The sequence below is a fragment of the Protofrankia sp. CiP1_Cm_nod3 genome, assembly GCF_982290655.1.
In genome coordinates this window covers 21878-39195 of record NZ_CEVIVD010000009.1, presented here as the reverse complement: position 1 = coordinate 39195, position 17318 = coordinate 21878, and the positions used below count along the sequence as shown (strand labels likewise).

Annotated in this window: 15 protein-coding genes; 13 read left to right on the top strand and 2 right to left on the bottom strand. The window is 71.6% G+C overall.

Annotation, left to right across the window (positions count from 1 at the left end):
- Positions 1–63: 63 nt before the first annotated feature.
- Both AC5LUJ_RS03880 and AC5LUJ_RS03875 read left to right on the top strand, forming a co-directional pair.
- Entirely contained in the window at positions 64–921 is an 858-nt protein-coding gene (locus AC5LUJ_RS03880; protein WP_250280662.1) for a class I SAM-dependent methyltransferase, read from the top strand.
- Between the two features lie 178 nt (positions 922–1099).
- A complete protein-coding gene (locus AC5LUJ_RS03875) occupies positions 1100–2182 on the top strand; it encodes a glycosyltransferase family 2 protein (protein ID WP_250280664.1) in 1083 nt (360 codons plus the stop codon).
- 23 nt (positions 2183–2205) lie between these two features.
- On the opposite strand, the gene AC5LUJ_RS03870 is transcribed toward AC5LUJ_RS03875, so the two are convergent.
- Positions 2206–3591: an oligosaccharide flippase family protein gene (locus AC5LUJ_RS03870; RefSeq protein ID WP_250280667.1), complete on the bottom strand. Its 1386-nt coding sequence runs from the start codon at positions 3589–3591 to the stop codon at positions 2206–2208.
- Between the two features lie 362 nt (positions 3592–3953).
- Between AC5LUJ_RS03870 and AC5LUJ_RS03865 the strand changes: the two genes are divergently transcribed.
- From AC5LUJ_RS03865 to thrS, 7 genes are all read left to right on the top strand, one after another.
- Positions 3954–5297: a glycosyltransferase gene (locus tag AC5LUJ_RS03865; protein ID WP_493464470.1), complete on the top strand. Its 1344-nt coding sequence runs from the start codon at positions 3954–3956 to the stop codon at positions 5295–5297.
- A 509-nt stretch (positions 5298–5806) separates the two neighbouring features.
- Positions 5807–6787 (top strand): sugar transferase, encoded by a 981-nt coding sequence (locus AC5LUJ_RS03860; RefSeq protein WP_493464469.1) that lies wholly within the window; start codon positions 5807–5809, stop codon positions 6785–6787.
- Positions 6681–7391 (top strand): sugar phosphate nucleotidyltransferase, encoded by a 711-nt coding sequence (locus tag AC5LUJ_RS03855; protein ID WP_250280673.1) that lies wholly within the window; start codon positions 6681–6683, stop codon positions 7389–7391. The genes AC5LUJ_RS03860 and AC5LUJ_RS03855 overlap by 107 nt, the downstream gene beginning before the upstream one ends.
- Before the next feature lie 17 nt (positions 7392–7408).
- Positions 7409–8656: a DegT/DnrJ/EryC1/StrS family aminotransferase gene (locus tag AC5LUJ_RS03850; protein WP_250280674.1), complete on the top strand. Its 1248-nt coding sequence runs from the start codon at positions 7409–7411 to the stop codon at positions 8654–8656.
- Positions 8657–8703: 47 nt separating this feature from the next.
- A complete protein-coding gene (locus tag AC5LUJ_RS03845; protein ID WP_250280675.1) occupies positions 8704–9714 on the top strand; it encodes a GumC domain-containing protein in 1011 nt (336 codons plus the stop codon).
- Entirely contained in the window at positions 9711–10694 is a 984-nt protein-coding gene (locus tag AC5LUJ_RS03840; protein WP_250280677.1) for an SDR family NAD(P)-dependent oxidoreductase, read from the top strand. The genes AC5LUJ_RS03845 and AC5LUJ_RS03840 overlap by 4 nt, the downstream gene beginning before the upstream one ends.
- A 341-nt stretch (positions 10695–11035) precedes the next feature.
- The gene (gene thrS, locus AC5LUJ_RS03835; RefSeq protein WP_250280679.1) at positions 11036–12868 is read left to right on the top strand and encodes a threonine--tRNA ligase; all 1833 of its coding nucleotides are present in this window, start codon (positions 11036–11038) and stop codon (positions 12866–12868) included.
- A 95-nt stretch (positions 12869–12963) separates the two neighbouring features.
- Here thrS and AC5LUJ_RS03830 read toward each other — a convergent pair whose 3' ends face one another.
- Positions 12964–14517, bottom strand: coding sequence for an O-antigen ligase family protein (locus AC5LUJ_RS03830; RefSeq protein WP_250291271.1), 1554 nt, complete (start codon positions 14515–14517; stop codon positions 12964–12966).
- Positions 14518–15176: 659 nt separating this feature from the next.
- On the opposite strand from AC5LUJ_RS03830, the gene AC5LUJ_RS03825 reads away from it, so the two are divergent.
- From AC5LUJ_RS03825 to AC5LUJ_RS03810, 4 genes are read left to right on the top strand one after another with little or no spacing between them, the layout of a single operon-like run.
- Positions 15177–15509, top strand: a complete 333-nt coding sequence (locus tag AC5LUJ_RS03825; protein WP_250291273.1) for an antibiotic biosynthesis monooxygenase family protein — start codon at positions 15177–15179, stop codon at positions 15507–15509.
- Complete coding sequence (locus AC5LUJ_RS03820; protein WP_250280685.1) at positions 15506–15814, top strand: antibiotic biosynthesis monooxygenase family protein; 309 nt, start codon at positions 15506–15508, stop codon at positions 15812–15814. Before AC5LUJ_RS03825 ends, AC5LUJ_RS03820 begins: the two co-directional genes overlap by 4 nt.
- Positions 15815–15817: 3 nt before the next feature.
- Positions 15818–16273, top strand: coding sequence for an anthrone oxygenase family protein (locus AC5LUJ_RS03815; protein WP_250280687.1), 456 nt, complete (start codon positions 15818–15820; stop codon positions 16271–16273).
- 46 nt (positions 16274–16319) lie between these two features.
- A complete protein-coding gene (locus tag AC5LUJ_RS03810) occupies positions 16320–17294 on the top strand; it encodes a TIGR01777 family oxidoreductase (protein ID WP_250291275.1) in 975 nt (324 codons plus the stop codon).
- Positions 17295–17318: the final 24 nt, after the last annotated feature.

Here is a 17318-nt window from a genome sequence, read left to right as displayed (position 1 = left end):
ACCAAACGTCGACGATGGGGCCGGACCTGGTTACTTCACGCGTACGGGGGCAGAGGAGCGGACATGGACCGAGCGAGCCTCCTCCGCGACAGCATCGGCTGGGACGTGACGAACTGGTCGAGATGCCTGTCCTTCTGGGAGGAGCACAGCAGGTTCCGGGGAAACAGCAGGTTCCGGGACGACGGCGGATTCCGGGGGAAAAATGGCGGGGCAGACGCGGCCACCCCCAGCGTCCTCGAGATCGGTTTCGGTGGGACGCATGGTGGCCTCTCGCTGTGGCTGGCCACGAAGGGATTCCAGGTCGTGTGCTCCGGCCTTCAGGAGCCGTCGCCGGCCGCCCGGCGGCTGCACGCCGAGTACGGCGTCGGCGACGCGGTCACCTACGAGCGGATCGACGTGCTGAACCTCCCGTACACGGCCGCCTTCGACGTCGTCGCCTTCAAGTCCCTGCTGCCGGGAATGACCACCGGCGGTGACAGCTGGCCCGTCCCGCAGCGGAAGGCGGTCGCGAACATGTACCGGGCGCTGAAACCCGGCGGCGAGCTGTGGTTCGCGGAGAACGCGGCGGGGACGAGAATCCACGGTTTCTTCCGCACCCATTTCGGCTGGGGCCGGAAGGGATGCAGTTATCTGTCGGCCGAGGATGCCGTCGGGCTGTTGTCCGCGTTCGGGACGGTCGACTACACGACGCTGGGGATACTCGGTGGATTCGGCCGTTCCGAACGGCAGCGGCGGGCGCTCGGCACCGTCGACCGGGCCCTGTGCGAACGGGTCACCCCGCGGAACTGGCGGTACATCATCGCCGGTGTCGCCCGCGGGGATATCCAGGGGGAAACCGGATGGCACGCCGAGCACGAACGTCCCGGGAAAGAGCCTCCCAAGGTCGGCACGCCGGACGTGGCAGCTCGCCCGGCACCCTGACATGGCGGCCGAGAATGCCGGGACGGAGGGCGCCGTGCCACCGGCCGGCCAGCGTGACATCACGGTCTGGAACACCCCGGACGGGAACACCCTGGCCCGAAGAACAGCCGACCAGGAAACGGCAGACCAGGAGACAGCAAACCGAGAGGAAACAGACCGGGAAACGACGGACCAGGAAATGACAGAGCGGGAAACGATAGACGTCATCATCTCGACATATGACGAGGAACGCTACGTCGGGTGCTGCCTGGACGCAGTGCTGGCGCAGGACTATCCGGCGGAACTGGTGCGGGTCTGGCTGGTCGACGGCGGCTCCCGGGACCGCACCGTCGCGATCGCGGCCGAACGGGCGGCCACCGACCGGCGCCTGAGCGTGATAGCCGACGGGCGGCGCCGCAACCTGCCCGCGGCGTTGAACCTCGCCATCAGCCTCTCCGGCAACGGCCTGGTCGCGAAGGTGGATGCGCACGGCTACCCGGAGCGTGACTTCCTGCGCCGTGCTGTCGCCGTGCTGCGGGACGGCCCGCCCGACGTCGCCTGTGTGGGCGGACGGCCGCGGCAGCACGGCGACACCCGGTTCGGCGCGGCGGCCGCACTCGCCCGCACGTGCCGTTTCGGTGTCGGGGGCAGCGAATACGCGGGCCGGGCGGAACACGCGTTCGTCGACACCGTCCAGTGCGGGATCTACCGGCGGGCGGCGCTCGAACGTGTCGGCCTTTTCGACCCCGACATGGTCTGCGGCGAGGACGAGGAGCTGAACTGGCGGCTGCGGCGGGCCGGCTACCGCATAGTGCTCGACACCTCGATCGGGTTCCACTATCTGGCTCGGCCCTCCTGGCGGGCCGCGTTCGGCCAGTACTACGGATATGGCCGGGCCCGGGTACGGGTGTGCCGGGCACACCACGGCATGCTCCGGCCCCGGCATCTGGCGCCGGCGTCCTTCCTGCTCGCACTTGTGGGGCTGGCGGGAGCGTCGGTCTTTGCGTCCAGAACGCATCGGGCGGTCCTTGCCGCCAGGGCGCGGACGGCCCTCACCGTTGGTGCGCTGGCATATCCCGCCGCCGCGTCGCTGTCGGCGGCCACGGCGGTGAGACGCGCGCGCCGAGGCGGGCCCGTTCCCGGCATGACCGTCGCCGGGGGCCACCCGGACGGGTTTCCGGCGATGACAGCCAGGGTCGCGGCCTGTTTCGGGGCGCTGCACGCGGGCTACGCCCTCGGCACCCTGCGCGGGCTTCTCGACCGGCCACGGCGACACGGCTGAAACGGCTGAAACGAAAAAACGGGTCATCCGTCGCCGCGGAATGTGTTCACCGTCGCCGCCCGGGAGGGCACCAGCCGCGCTGAGAAGCGCAGGCCGACGCGCCCGAGCACGCGCGCGTCACCCCATCGCGGGACAAGAATGCCCCAGCCCGTCCCCAACGCCCGCGCGAAGATGACCGCGACCGCGATCCCGCCGGCCGAATACGCCAGCACCGAGGCGACCGACGCTCCGACACCGCCGTGCCCGGGGATGAGCATGATGTCGAGCGCCACCGTGGCGGCGAACGCGATGCCCACCGCGGCGGTCTCCAGCAGCGGTTTCCCCCGCGCGGTCAGCGCGTTGCCCAGCAGCTTGAGCGCGACGACCCCGAACGCGCCCACCGTCAGAACGCGCAGCTGGACGACCGAGTCCTGGAACTCGGCGCCGAAGACGGTCACGCAGAGAAAAGGCGCGGCCAGGACCAGACCGGCGCCGACCAGAAACGTGATAAGGACCGCCACCCGGAACACGGCCGCGGCCTGCGGGCCGGCATCGCCCCCATGGGAACGCACCAGGTCCGGGCGCTGCACGGCGGCCAGCGCCGTCGGCAGATAGAACAGCGCCTCGGCCCAGGCGACCGCCACGCTGTAGACACCCAGCTGGTGGGCACCGGCGATGGCGCCGACGAGCCACTGGTCGAGCTTGTAGTTGGCGAGCAGCATCGTCTGCCCGGCGTGCGCCTTCATCCCGAAGCCGAGCGACCGTCGCGCCAGGCGCAGGTCGGGGCGGCCGAACCCGGCCGCGCGGCGTCCCACATACCAGGCCATCAGCGCGGTGCCCAGCACCTGGCCGCCGATGCAGGCGGCGACCGCGACGGCGACGCTGAGCATGCCGAGGGCGGCGAGCAGGCCGTCGACGGTGACGTTCACCAGCGGGGCGAGCAGGTACACCGCGTTCGCGAACCCGAAGGCGTAGTCGGCCTGTGCCAGGAACAGCAGGTAGACCTGCATGATCAACAGTGGGACCGATGCGAGGACCAGCCAGCGCAGCCCGGCCGACGAATGCCCGCCGACCTGGGGGAAGAGCGCGATCAGGCCGCCGACCGCGCCGGCGGCGGCCGTCCCCAGCAGGAGGGCGAGCAGCACCGAGTTGGTCGCCAGCGCCGGCCGCAGCCCGGGTTCGGCCGAGGCGAAGTTGACGTTCGCCTGTTCCACGCCCAGCAGGGAGAGCTGGGAGACGACGTAGGCGATCACCGTGAGGAAGGCGACGTCGCCCCGGCCCGTGGCGCCCAGTGACCGCGCGACGATCAGGACGTTGGCGAGGGAGAGGACGGCGACCGCAAGCTGTGTGCCCCAGGTCGCGAGCGCCGACGAGACGAAGCTGGGATGCCGGGGGCCGCCGTCGCCATCCCCCCGCCAAGGCGCGGCCATTCTCGGCAGCCTATATCCACTGTCCGCTGTCCGCCGCTCGCCGTCCGCTCACGGCCGTCCGCTCACGGCCGTCCGCTCACTACCGCGCGTTCTTCTTCGCGTCCTCCTGGCGCACCGGCCCGGGAGGCGACGGGCCAGCGGCTCTCGGCCCTGCCGCTGTCGTCCGTCGTCCCCGCCGTCCCCGCCGTTGCCGGCGCGCCAGGAGGACTGGCCCGCTGCCGGGAGCCGGACTACGCTGATGACTATCCGCTTAATGCCAATGATCAAAGGTGGCAATCTTGCCTCCTCTGGCCGTTCTTGTGCCGCTTTTTGGCATTCTTTGTCACCGAACACCGATCGGGATGACCGAATGATGACCGAACATGGACGGACGCCTGGGCGTCTACTCCGACGACGTCTTCCGGCTTGAGCGGACCGCCGACGGTCCGCGGATCTCCTCCGACCAGGCGTTCCTCCTCTTCACCTGCGCGGTCGGGCAGCACTTCGACCGGCTCGTCCTCTTCGGCCGCACACTCCGCGCGGACCGGCCCGCGGACCACGTCCTGCCGCCCGGCACCGAACTCGTCGCGCTGCCGTACTACGCCAGCCTGCGCCGGCTGGGCGCGTTGGCGCGCGCGGCGGCCGGCACCGCCACCGGGATGTGGCGGGGACTGGCGCGGGTGGACGTCGTGTGGGTGCTCGGGCCGAACCCGTTCGCGATGCTCCTGATCGCGCTCGCTCTCCTGCGGCGCAGACGGGTCGTCCTCGGGGTCCGTCAGGACACCCCCGCCTACTTCCGCAGCCGCCTGCCCGGCCGCCGGTGGGCACCGGCGCTCGTGCCGGTCTGGGCACTGGACAGGAGCTACCGTCTGTTGGCGCGGTGGCTGCCGACAACGGTCGTCGGGACGGAACTCGCCCGCGGATATGGCTCCCGCCGATCCCGTTCCGGCGCCCGGCCTCGACTCCGGCCTCGACTCCGGTTGTGGTTGCGGTTACGCCGATGGGAACAGCGCCGGTGGGCCGGGTTTCCCGGCCACGGGTTTCCCGGCCACGGCGGGCGGCGGCGGGCGGCGGTCCTGCCGATGACGGTCACCCTGGTCCCCGCCCGGGACGTCGCCACGGCCGTGCCACAGCGTGACTGGACAGGGCCACTCGAACTGCTCGCCGTCGGCCGTGTCGACCGGGAGAAGAACCCCCTGCTGCTCGTCGACGCCCTCGCCCACCTGGAGCGGCAGCGGCCGGGGCGCCATGTGCTGCGGCTGCTCGGCCGCGGGCCGCTGGAGGACGCGGTCCGGCGGCACGCCCGCCGGCTCGGCGTCGACGGGCGCGTCGTCTTCGGGGGTTACGTCCCCTTCGGCCCGGCTCTGCTGCGGTTCTACCGGCAGGCGCACATCCTCGTGCACGTCTCGCTCACCGAGGGTGTGCCGCAGGTGCTGATGGAGGGCCTTGCCTGTGGGACGCCCGTCGTGGCGACCGACGTCGGCGGCGTGCGCGCCGCGCTCGACGGGGGACGCGCCGGCCTGCTCGTGCCGCCCTCGGACGTCGGGGAGCTGGTGGCCGCGATCAACCGCCTCGTCGACGACGCCGGCCTGCGGGATCGGCTGGTCGCCCACGGCCTGGACACGGCCCGGGCGGTGACCCTGGAAGCCGAGGCCGGCCGGGTCGCCCGCTTCATCGCCGGGGGGAGGCCGGGCCCGGGCGGCTCCCGCCACCCGCATCTGGCGTAGCGGAGTTGGTGCCGATGGGGGAGCCGGTGGCGGCAGGGGCGGACGTACGGTGACGATGCGGTTTCCAGACCCGTCGGCGACCGGTGGAACACCTGCCCCGGGCCGTCCGGCCCGGCCTCCGGCCCCCGGATCCAGCGGGATCCGCCGGACCCAGCCCGGCCACCGGTGGAATCCGCCGGGCCCGGCTGGCGGTGCGCCACCGGCCGACGTGGAAAGCAGGGGGAGGACGTGGTCCGTCGTACGGACGATTTTCATGCGGCCGAACCGGCTCCGACCGCCACGGCCGGGATATCGGAGCGCATCCGGCGAGCTTTCACCACCATCTCGGCACCGGATATCTCGGCACCGGATATCTCGGGACGGGAATCTCGGTGACGGGAATCTCGACGACAGATATCTCGGCGCCGGGACCCATGACGACAGAACCCGCGCGGGCGGAACATCCGGTAGCGGAACGCGCGCATTCGGCCGCGGGGTGCCCGTCCAGCGAAGGATCCGTCTTCCGCGGAATGCCCAGCGCGACGGGTGCGACCGGGCGGACCCGCGGGGAGGCACTTCTCGCTGGGACGAAGATGGTCGCCGAGATGCTGCTGGCGGCTGTCCTGCTGCTGCTGGCCCTGCCCGCGCTGCTCCTGATCGCTCTTGCCATCAAGATCGAATCAAGGGGGCCGGTGTGCTACCGGGCGCTGCGGGTGGGCCATCAGGGCAGGCCACTGGCCGTCCTGAAATTCCGGAAAATGCGGGTGGGGACGTCGGGGCCGCCGGTGACGGCGACCGGCGACGAACGGTTCACCCGTATCGGCGCCTTTCTCGCGCGCCGGCGCATCGACGAGATCCCCCAGCTGTGGCACGTCCTGCGCGGGCAGATGAGCCTGGTCGGCCCGAGACCGGAGGATCCCAGGTTCGTGGCCCTGCACCCGCGGGCCTATCAGGAGATCCTGACGGTCCGTCCCGGTCTGTCGGGATGGACCCAGCTCGTCTTCCGGGACGAGGGCGACCTGATCGGCGCCGGGCGGGACGTGGACCCGGTACGCCGCTACGTCGACGACCTGCTGCCGGAGAAGGTGCGGCTCGACCGCCTGTACGCCGGTGACCGTCGGCTCACCACCGACTGCAAACTGCTGCTGTGGACCCCGCTCGTGCTGTTCTGCCGTTTCGATGTCGAATACGCCGGGAAAGCAGAACATGACGGGGGAACCGAGCTCCACAGCAAGTCCGGGCACGACGGGAAAACCGTCGGGTGCGACGGGCGAAAAGAGCTCTTCCGGCTGGTCCGGAATTCTTCTGCCAACGACACGCGAGCCGGACGTGCCACCTGCCGGAGCAGACGGGTTCCGCACCGGGGGGCCGAGGATGGGGATGCCGATGAACGGGACGAACGGGATGAACGGTCTGTCGCACATCAGGGCGGTTGTCCTTGCCGGCGGGCTCGGCACCAGGCTGCGCCCGTACACGACAATCATCCCCAAACCACTCGTGCCGGTCGGTGAACGCCCGATCCTGCAGCACATCATCGACCGGCTGCGAGCCGTCGGGGTGACCAGGATAGATCTCTGCGTGAACTATCTGGGCGGGCTCATCGCGGCCTATTTCTCCCAGGCCCGGCTCGAACCGGGCCTGGAGCTGCACTGGCACTGGGAGGAAAGACCGCTGGGCACGGCCGGAGCGCTGCGGGCCGTCCCCGGTCTCGACCAGACGTTCATCGCCATGAACGGCGACGTGCTGACCGGCCTCGACTACCGTGAACTGGTCGACTTCCATGTCGAGGCCGGCGCCGCCCTGACCATCGCCACCCACAAGAACCCGGTCGACATCGATCTCGGCGTGCTCGAGACCACGGACGGTTATGTCAGCTCCTACCGGGAGAAACCGACGCTGCACTACGACGTGAGCATGGGCGTCTACATCTACGAGCCGCGGGCGCTGAAATACCTCCCGCGTGGTGAATGCCAGTTCCCGGAACTGGTCCAGCGCCTGCTCGCGGCCGGTGAGAAGGTCGCGGCATATCCCAGTGACGCCCCCTGGTACGACATCGGCACGCCCCAGGAATACGAACGGGCGGTACAGGACGTCTCACTTCTCACCGAGCAGTGACAATGACGAAACAGGCCATGACAGAGCAGGCCATGACGAACCGGGCCGAGGCGGGCTGGGCCGTGCCGCTGTCGGATCTCGTCATCGCGGACGACGACCTGCGGGCGGTGACCGACACCTACCGGTCGGGATGGCTCAGCATGGGCCCGCGCACCCAGGAGTTCGAGGGGCTTTTCGCGCGCTTCGTCGGCACCCGGCACGCCGTCGCGGTCACGAACGGGACCGCGGCGCTGCACCTGATGTGCCTGGCGGCCGGGCTGACCGCCGGGGACGAGGTGATCGTCCCGTCGCTGACGTTCGTGGCGACCGCCAACGCCGTGCGCTACACGGGCGCGACACCGGTCTTCGCCGACATCGCCGGGCTCGCGCGGCCGTGGCTGTCCGCGGCCGGCTGCGAGCAGCTGATCACAAGCCGGACGAAGGCCGTCCTGTACGTCGCCTACGGCGGGCACCCCGGGGAGATCGGCGCCCTGCGCGACCTGTGCGCCCGCCGCGGCCTGATCCTCCTCGAGGACGCGGCACACGCCGCCGGGTCGTGGTGGCACGGCCGCCACCTGGGCACCTTCGGCGCCGCCGGCGCCTTCAGCATGTTCGCGAACAAGAACCTCGCGGCCGGCGAGGGCGGCGTCGTGGTGACCGCGGACCCGGTGATCGCCGACCGGGTCCGGCTGCTGCGCTCCCACGGCATGACCACGCTCACCTGGGACCGCCACCGGGGCCACGCGCAGACGTACGACGTCGTCGCACTCGGTTACAACTACCGCATCGACGAGCCGCGGGCCGCGCTGGCCGCCTGCCGGCTGCGGCGGCTGGCCGCGGAGAACCAGCGGCGGGCCCGGCTGGACGCCCGCTACCGGGCGGCGCTGGGCGGCCTCGACATCGTGATCCCGGGCCGTCCCGCGGACGACGGGTGCGCCCGCTCGCATCATCTGTTCACCGTCGTGCTGCCCGCGGACGCCGACCGGGACGCCTTTCGCGGCCACCTGTCCGACCAGGGCATCCAGACCAGCGTCCACTATCCGCCGGTCCACCGCAGCACCGTCCACGCGGCCCCGCCGGAAGCGGCCCGGCGGGAACTCCCGCTGACGGACCGGTACGCGGCACGCACGGTCACCCTGCCCATGTTCGCCCACATGCGCGACGACCAGCAGGAACAGGTCGTGGCCGCGGCGGGGAAGGCCCTGGCACTCGCCAGAACAAGCTCCCGGCGCCGGGACAGCGGCGACGGAGACGCCTGCGAGGTGACGACATGGAGCCACCGATAAAGCCACCGGAGAAACGTCCCACGACGCCATCCACACCGACGTCCCCGATGCCGGGGGCGGCTCCGGGGGCGGCTCCGGAGACGCCGCCGTGGCGGGACGGCCCCGCGTGGGGGCGGGACGACGAGCGTCCCGCCGGCGACCTGCGGGCCCTTCGGGCGCACCGGCTGCTGGTGACGCTGGTCACGCTCGCCGCGCTCGGCGGCGGCCTGCTGGCGCTCGCCCTGCGCCCGACCACCTACCACGCCAGGGCGGACGTCCTCGTGACACCGCTGGCGCAGGACGACGACCACCTGCTCGGGCTGCCGCTCGTCCGCGACCTGGGGGACCCGATCCGGACGATCCAGACCGCCGCCGCCGCCACGGACAACCGCGGCATCGCGCAGGTCACGGCCACCCGGCTCGGCGCACCCTGGACGGCGGAACGCGTCCAGCGGGCCGTCGACGTGATGCCGAAGGGGCAGACCAACATCCTTGAGGTCACGGCCGCCGCGCCCGCGGCGCGGACCGCGACGGATGTCGCGAACACGTACGCGCACTCCCTGATCGACACCCGGCAGGCCACGCTGCGGCGGCTGGTCGACGCCTCGGCCCGCCCGCTCCAGGCCCGGCTCGACGCGCTGCGCAACCAGCCCGGCGCCGCCAGCCAGCAGAGCGCCACCGCCGCCGACCTCGAGCAGCGGCTGATCGAGCTGGGCCAGGTCCGCGACAGCGGTGATCCCACCATGTCGCTGCTGCAGGACGCCGCGCTCCCGCGCTCGGCCGCGGGCGCCCCGGCCTGGCTGGTACTGACGATCAGCACGCTGGCCGGCCTCGTCCTCGGATCGGCGGCGGCGGTCATGACCGAACGGCTCGCCCGCGCCCAGCGCGGCCGGCAGGGCCCCGCCCGGGACGCCGGGCCCGTCCGCGCGACGCAGCCGCAGCCGGCCCCGGGTCCGGCGGACACGAGACCGACAGGCACGACGCCGACCGGCACAGGCTCCACCGGAACGGTACCGGCAACGGACCCGGCGGCCACGGTGGAGGCGCTGGACGGCCAGCCGGCCGGGCCCGCCCGGTGATCGCGCGGACAGTGCTCGTCACGGGGGCGGGCGGGTTCATCGGCGGGCACCTGGCCGCCGCGCTCGTCCGCGGCGGCAGCCACGTCCGCGCCTTTCTCCGGTACAACTCCCGGGGCGAGCGGGGCAGCCTGGAATGGCACGACCAGCACGTCGTCCGCGACATGGAGATCGTCTTCGGTGACCTGCGCGACGTCGAGCCGGTGGCGCGGGCGGCCGCCGGCGTGGAGGTCGTCTTCCACCTCGGGGCGCAGATCGCCATCCCGTACTCCTACGTCAACGCCCGGGACTTCTTCGAGACGAACGTCCTCGGGACCCTGAACGTCGCCGAGGCCGCGCTGCGCGCGGGGGTGCGCCGGGTCGTGCACACCTCGACGAGCGAGGTGTACGGCACCGCCCGCACCATTCCCATGACCGAGAATCATCCGCTGGCGGCGCAGTCCCCCTATGCCGCCAGCAAGACAGGCGGCGACCAGCTGATGGAGGCGTTCCACCGCTCGCACCAGCTGCCGGTGACCGTGCTCAGGCCGTTCAACACCTACGGCCCGCACCAGTCGGCCCGCGCGGTCACGACCACCGTCATCACCCAGGCGCTGGCCGGGGGGACGCTGCGCCTCGGGGAACTCGACACCCGCCGGGACCTCACCTTCGTCTCGGACACCGTCGCCGGTTTCCTCGCCGCGGCGGAGTCCGACGCCGCCGTCGGGCGGACCGTCCACCTGGGCACCGGGCACGACGTCTCGGTGGCGGAGCTCGTCACCGCGGTCGGCGATCTGCTCGGCCGGAAACTGGCCGTCGACGTCGACCGGGCCCGGCTGCGGCCGCCGCACAGCGAGGTCGCCCGGCTGGTGTCGAACCCGGCGCTGGCCCGGGAACTGCTCGGCTGGGCGCCCAGCGTCGATCTCGACACCGGGCTCACCACGACGATCGGATGGATCAAGTCGAACATGGGCCGGTTCCGCGTCGGCGAATACGCGCGATGACCGGCGTGTTCCACCCCTGGACGGCCCGGCCCGCCCGCCGGCGGGCCGGATATCGGCGACTCCCGTATCGAGTAAGGTCTGCTGGGAACAGGGCGTGCCGGCAGCGGGACACCGGCGTATCCGGCCATGGGTGTCCGGTCATACCGGACGGTGCCGTGGCGGTGACGCAGCGGAATCGGTGCACCGACCGTCCCCACGCCCGTGGGGACGGCACGCGGGCACGGCGGGCACGGCAGACGCGGACAAGGCAGACAGGGCAAGGACGACGTGATGTGTAAGAGAAGGCCCGGCGGCCGGTCACCGCTGACCGGCGCCCACGGCAGCCGGAGCGGGGGGCGGTCATGAGCAAGGTCCCCCAGACTGACGCCGAGTACCGGGCATCCACGCTCTACGCCAAGCGCCATTCGGTGGCGCACCTGCTCGCCCACGCGGTGGTGGAGAAGTTCCCGGACGCCAAGCTGGGCGTCGGCCCGCCGACCCGGGACGGCTTCTACTACGACTTCGCGCTCCCGCGTCCCCTCACCCCGGAGGACCTCACCGAGCTCCAGGAGCGGGTACGCGCCCTCATCCGCGGCGGTGTGCGCTTCGAGCGGCACGAGCTGACCACGGACGAGGCCACCACCAGGTTCGCCGACCAGCCGCTGAAGCTGGAACTCATCCGCGACATCGTCGCCGGCGGCGTCGACGACAACGGCGAGCCGATCGAGGGGCCGGTCGAGCTGTCGGTCTACGAGAGCGGTGACTTCGAGGACCTCTGCCGCGGCCCGCACATCGAGGACAGCAGCGTGGTCCACCCCGACGCGGTGGCGTTGCTGCGGGTCAGCGGCGCCTACTGGCGGGGCGACGAGAAACGCCAGCAGCTCCAGCGCATCTACGGCACCGTGATGGACTCCCCCAAGGAGCTGCGCCACTACCTGTGGCAGCTGGAGGAGGCCAAGAAGCGGGACCACCGGGTCATCGGCGAGGCGCTGGACCTGTTCGCCTTCAGCCCGGCGGTCGGCAAGGGGCTGCCGCTGTGGCTGCCGAACGGCACCGTCGTGCGCGACGAGCTGGAGACCTGGGCGCGCGAGGTCGAACGCGCCCACGGCTACCAGCGCATCGTCACCCCGCACATCACCAAGAGCGACCTGTACTACATCTCCGGGCATCTGCCGTACTACGCGGACGACCTCTACTCGCCCATCGACATCGACGGCGAGGAGTACTACCTCAAGCCGATGAACTGCCCGCACCACCACATGGTGTACAAGGCACGCCCGCGCAGCTACCGGGAACTGCCGCTGCGGCTCGCCGAATACGGCACGGTCTACCGCTACGAGCGCTCCGGCCAGCTGTTCGGGATGATGCGGGTACGCGGTTTCGCCCAGAACGACGCGCACATCTACTGCACGCGGGAACAGGCCATCGACGAGTTCCTCGCCGTCATGCGCCTGCACGCCCTCTACTACGACAAGCTCGGCATCGAGGACTACCACATGGTCCTCGCCCTGCGGGACCCGAAGAACACCGAGAAATACCACGGCGACGAGCTGATGTGGCAGGACGCCGAACGCATCACCCGCGACGCCATGGAACGCTCCGGGATTCCCTACGTCGAGGACATCGGCGGCGCGGCGCACTACGGGCCGAAAGTCGACTTCATCCTCACCTCGGTCACCGGCCGGGAGTTCGCCGCGTCCACGAACCAGGTCGACCTCTACATGCCCGAACGGTTCGGTCTCACCTTCACCAACCGGCACGGTGAGGCGGAGCAGGCGGTCGTCCTGCACCGGGCGCCGCTCGGCTCGCACGAGCGTTTCGTCGCGTTCCTCATCGAGCACTTCGCCGGCGCGTTCCCGGTGTGGCTCGCCCCGGTCCAGGTACGGGTCGTCCCGATCAGCGACCGGCAGGCCGACGGCGCCGCCGCCGTCTGGCGCCGCCTGCGCGACGCGGGTGTCCGCGCGGAACTCGACGACAGCGACAACACGATGCAGGCGAAGATCCGCAGGGCCGAGCAGCAGAAGGTGCCCTACGTCGCGGTCATCGGCGACCGTGAGCTGGAGAACGACTCGGTGTCCGTCCGCGCCCGCGGGCGGCGCAACCTGGGCTCGCGGCCCGTCCCCGAGCTGATCGAGAAGCTCGGCCGGCTCATCGCCGACCGCGCCATGACCCTCGACCTGGACCCGGCCGGCTGACCCCGCCCCGCGCACCGGCCCTGTCTCCCGCCGGGTGTCCTTCCCCCACCGCGCGGGCTGCTGCGGGAAAGAGACACCCGGCCACGGGGAACGGCTCACGACGAGCTGCCCACCGGGCTTCTTTCCGGCCGGCCGTGGAGCATTCCCTCGGTGGACGAGCTCCCCACGGGCGGACCCGGGCTGTCGGTTGCCGCCCGCAGCAGCGCCGGGCCCAGCGCGAGCAGGAACCACAGGCGCTTGTCTGTCGCGTTGGACAGGAAGACACCTGAGATGGTCATGCTGAACGTGGCCAGCAGGACCGCGTTCGCCATCGCCGCGTTCCGCCGGTCGCCGAGCGCCTCAAAACGCCGGGCGGCGAGGAACGCCGACCGCAGACAGAGTGCGAGAAAGGCCAGAAACAGGGCGGATCCGACGATCCCGTTCTCCGCGAGCAGCTGGAGATAGGCGTTGTGCACCTCGTGCGCGCGGCTGACGATGATGTCGAGCCACGGCACCGGCCCGACCCGGCGCACGTAGTCGCCTTCCACCGCCGTGTAGTTGTTCAGCCCGACCCCCAGAAGCGGATGGTCCCGTACGACGCTCCAGGCGACCTTCCACAGGTCCACCCGGCCGTCCCCGCGGTCGTTCGTCGTGATGCGCTCCCAGGCCGTGGGCGACATCGCCAGCCAGGCGGTGGCCACGGCCGTGACCAGCAGGATCAGCCCGGCCAGCTGCCGGCGGTGGCGCCGCAGCAGGACGAGCGCGGCAAGGGCGCTGGCGACGGCGGCGACAAACGCCCCGCGGGACAGTGTCGCGGCGAGCCCGACGGCGGCGATGCCGCCGGCCGCGACGAGGAGCCGGCGCAGCGCCCGGTTCTCGCTCGCCGCGATAAGACCAACCGTCAGGATCAGCGCCGCCAGCAGCCATGACGCGAGGAAGTTGGGATCACCCGCCCCGCCCTGCAGCCGGGTGGCCCCGGCCGTGTCCGCGGGGTTGCTCGGCCACGGGCCGGCGCCGGCCAGGCCGACGGCCACCGAGAGCACCGCACCGGCGAGAAACGCGCCACTGGCCATGCGCACGGCCCCCACGTCAGCCATTGCCGTGCCCACCACAACGAAGATCACTACCAGCGCCCACCAGTGCCACAGGTCGGTGGCGGCCGCCCCGATGTCGACAGCCCACAGCAGCGACAGCGACAGCCACACCAGCAGCAGCACGCCCACGATGACGAGCCCCGGCCGCTGCCGGAGAGCGCGGAAGCCAACGCCCCGTCCCGCCGCCCACCGTGCCCCGTACTCCGCTGTCAGCCCTGCCGTCCCTGCCGTCCCTGTCAGCCCTGCCTGCTCTGCCGGCCCCCGCGCTCCGTGCCCCGGCCGTCCCGCCGGCTCCTGTGCCGGTCTTCCCAGCGCCGTGAGCCAGCGCAGGATGATGACCAGACCGGCCGCTTTCGCGCCGAGGTTGAGGGCCGGGACGGCCTCGAAGAACAGCGTCGGCGCCCACAGGGCGATACCGAGCCGCAGGTTCACGGTGGCCAGGGCGACGTACAGCACGAACACGAGCAGCGCCAGGCCCACCCACACCCGTTCGGCCATGGCGGCACCGACGAGCCCGGCACCGACGGTGGCGGCGACGGCGACCACCGTCTCCGGCCGGCCATCTCGTCGAGGCACGTGCACCCTCCCGGTCCGCGCGGCACCTGCCTGGCCGCCGGCCTGTCCGACGGTTCGTCACCATCCCGTCCCCATCTGTCGTACCGTGGTCGACCGTATGCCGGCCCGGCCGTGCGCAGGCCCCGCAGGCGCGGTAGTTCGCCTACGCCGGATGCGGGTGGCAGGCGCCGATGCCGATGCCGATGGGATGGTTCGTCCGCGTTCACGGGCGGTTCGGCGGGCCCGCTGCCGCGCTGGTGGCGACCTGCGGCCTACGACTTTCGTCGTAGGCGTTTCGTCGTAAGCGGGTGGTACCAGCAGGCTGGTGGTGCCGTGCCGCGTCCCGGAATCCCAGGTCAGCAGGACTTCGGGCGGAAAGGCCGCGGGCTGGGAAACAGCACGTCTCCGTCCCAGGATGGATGTCGAAAAGCCAGACCTGAGCCGGAAGACGCCGCCGCCGGCCGCCCGTAGCGTGGAACACGTCCCAGTGGGAGCCGTGGGCCACAAGTGCGCACCGCGGACGTTTTCAGCTTCAGCTGTACGGCCGTGCATCCCTGACCCGGCATCATCCGGGCGCGAAAACACGCCCGCGGGTCAGGGCCGCGCCGTTTCGTCGACGTCTTCGTCGACGTCACCGACGGCTGAACTCCGAGGGACCGGTGTCGCCGAAGGGGGCGGGGATGACAGGCATGATCAGGGCGGAGTTACGGATGCGGGTGCGTCCGGGCTGCGAGGACGCGTTCGAGCGGGCCTGGCGCGAAGCGGCCGAGGAAATCGCGCAGGTTGCGGGAAACCTCGGCCAGGCGCTCATCCGCGATCTCACCGATCCGCGTACGTACGTCATCACCAGCGACTGGGCGGACCGGCAGCGCCTGGAGGCGTTCGGCGGCAGTGATTACCGCGAACGGCTCACCACCGCGCTGCGTGACTTGCGGGAGGACGCGCAGCGGCGCGTCTACGAGGTACGGGACGCGATAACCGGCCCGTGTCCGACGTCGACGGAGGACGCATGAGCATCAGAGTGATGTTGTACACGGAGGCTCCCGAGGGCGGCGAGCAGGAGTTCGAGGAGGCATACCGCCAGGTCGCGGTGCAGATGCGCGGCGTCGACGGGCACATCGCCGACGAGCTCCTGCGCGAGCCGGGGAGCAGTCGCTACCTGCTGTTAGCGGAATGGGAGGACGAGCGCCGTTTCACGGCCTGGGTCAGCGACCCCGCCCACACCGCGCGTACCGGGCCGCTCGTGCCGTATCTGGAGCGGACGTTCCAGCGCGCGGTGTACGAGGTCGCGGTGCGCCCGGCGGACCAGCGAGGGTGACCGGTGCTCGCAGGGACGATCGCGGTGGCGGTGGTGATCGGCGCGGGGCTGCTCGCCGGCGCGCTGCTCGCGGTGGAGAAAGCCGTCATACCGTATTTCGCCTCGCTGCCGGCGGGCCGGTACGTCCCCACCCTGACGTTTCTCGACGACAGGTTCGACCCGTTCATGCCCTGGCTGGCCAGGGTCAAGGCACTGGTCACGATCGCCGCGATCGTGACCGCGCACTCGACCGCCTCCCAGGTGCTCTTCGGCGCCGGGCTCCTCTGCACGGCAGGTGTAGGCATTGTTTCGGAAAGTATCAATGTCGCGTTGAACCGCCGGATCCGCTCCTGGGATCCCGGCCATCCGCCGCCGAACTGGGAGGCGGTACGGCGGCGCTGGGCGTGGGGCAACCGGCTGCGCCTCGCCCTGGCAATAGCCGGGCTCGCCCTGGACTGCGCTGCCGCGACGGCCCTGTGAGTGGCGGACGCGACTGGCGGTGTCATGAGAGGGAGAAGGAAAAGCAATGATCATTGCGGTGACGGGTACCTCCGGGCGTCTTGGTAACGATCTCGTGCCGCTGCTGCGCGCGTCCGGGCACGACGTCGTACGCCTGGTCCGTCGGGAGCCGGCCGCTCCCGACGAGGCACGCTGGGACCCCGCGACCGGCTCGGTCGACCCCGCGGCCCTGGAACGGGCCGAGGCCGTGGTGCACCTCGCCGCCGAGAACATCCTCGGCCGCTGGGAGGATCCGCAGGTACGCCACCGCATCCGGTCGTCCCGGGTGGATGTGACACGGCGTCTCGCCGAACAGCTGGCCACCGGCCGGTACGCCCCGCGCACCCTGGTGAACGCGGCGGCGATCGGCTACTACGGCCTCGGGCACACCGACGAGACGCTGACGGAGAACAGCCCACCGGGGCAGGGCTTCCTCGCGGAACTCGGACGTGACAGAGAGGCCGCCGCGATGGTCGCCGCCGACGGCGGCCTGCGCGTGGTCAACCTGCGCGTCGGCGTGGTCCAGGCCCCGGACCAGGGCATGCTCCGCTTCCTCCTGCCGCGGTTCCGGCGCGGCCTGGGCGGGCGCGTCGGCCGCGGCCGCCGATACCTGGCGTGGGTGACGAGGCTGGACACGGCCCGGGCATGCCAGCACGTCCTGGAGCATCCGGAGGTGTCCGGGCCGGTCAACGCCGTCGCGCCGAACCCGGTGACCAACGCCGAGTACACCCGCACCCTCGGCCGTGTCCTGGGCCGGCCGGCTGTGCTGGCCGTGCCGCCGTTCGTCCTGCGCAAGGCGCTCGGCTCCTTCGCGGAGGAAACCCTGCTGCGCAGCACCCGCGCGCTGCCGGCACGCCTGTCGGACACCGGGTTCACCTTCAGCTTCCCCGAGCTCGAGGCGGCGTTGCGCCATGTTCTCGCCCCATCCGCGGCCGGCGACGCCGGCCCGGCGCCGGCACGGACCGTGACACGGACGACGGCCGCATCCAGGAGCCGCTCATGACCGGCCTGGCCGATCCCACCGCCA

What these genes read in the sequence shown, in the direction of transcription:
- AC5LUJ_RS03870 (WP_250280667.1), bottom strand. Translation starts at nt 3,591, where the DNA reads ATGGCCGCGCCTTGGCGGGGGGATGGCGACGGCGGCCCCCGGCATCCC.
- thrS (WP_250280679.1), top strand. Translation starts at nt 11,036, where the DNA reads ATGAGCAAGGTCCCCCAGACTGACGCCGAGTACCGGGCATCCACGCTC.
- AC5LUJ_RS03825 (WP_250291273.1), top strand. Translation starts at nt 15,177, where the DNA reads ATGACAGGCATGATCAGGGCGGAGTTACGGATGCGGGTGCGTCCGGGC.
- AC5LUJ_RS03845 (WP_250280675.1), top strand. Translation starts at nt 8,704, where the DNA reads ATGCCGGGGGCGGCTCCGGGGGCGGCTCCGGAGACGCCGCCGTGGCGG.
- AC5LUJ_RS03855 (WP_250280673.1), top strand. Translation starts at nt 6,681, where the DNA reads ATGAACGGTCTGTCGCACATCAGGGCGGTTGTCCTTGCCGGCGGGCTC.
- AC5LUJ_RS03820 (WP_250280685.1), top strand. Translation starts at nt 15,506, where the DNA reads ATGAGCATCAGAGTGATGTTGTACACGGAGGCTCCCGAGGGCGGCGAG.
- AC5LUJ_RS03850 (WP_250280674.1), top strand. Translation starts at nt 7,409, where the DNA reads ATGACAGAGCAGGCCATGACGAACCGGGCCGAGGCGGGCTGGGCCGTG.
- AC5LUJ_RS03860 (WP_493464469.1), top strand. Translation starts at nt 5,807, where the DNA reads ATGCCCAGCGCGACGGGTGCGACCGGGCGGACCCGCGGGGAGGCACTT.
- AC5LUJ_RS03875 (WP_250280664.1), top strand. Translation starts at nt 1,100, where the DNA reads ATGACAGAGCGGGAAACGATAGACGTCATCATCTCGACATATGACGAG.
- AC5LUJ_RS03865 (WP_493464470.1), top strand. Translation starts at nt 3,954, where the DNA reads ATGGACGGACGCCTGGGCGTCTACTCCGACGACGTCTTCCGGCTTGAG.
- AC5LUJ_RS03810 (WP_250291275.1), top strand. Translation starts at nt 16,320, where the DNA reads ATGATCATTGCGGTGACGGGTACCTCCGGGCGTCTTGGTAACGATCTC.
- AC5LUJ_RS03880 (WP_250280662.1), top strand. Translation starts at nt 64, where the DNA reads ATGGACCGAGCGAGCCTCCTCCGCGACAGCATCGGCTGGGACGTGACG.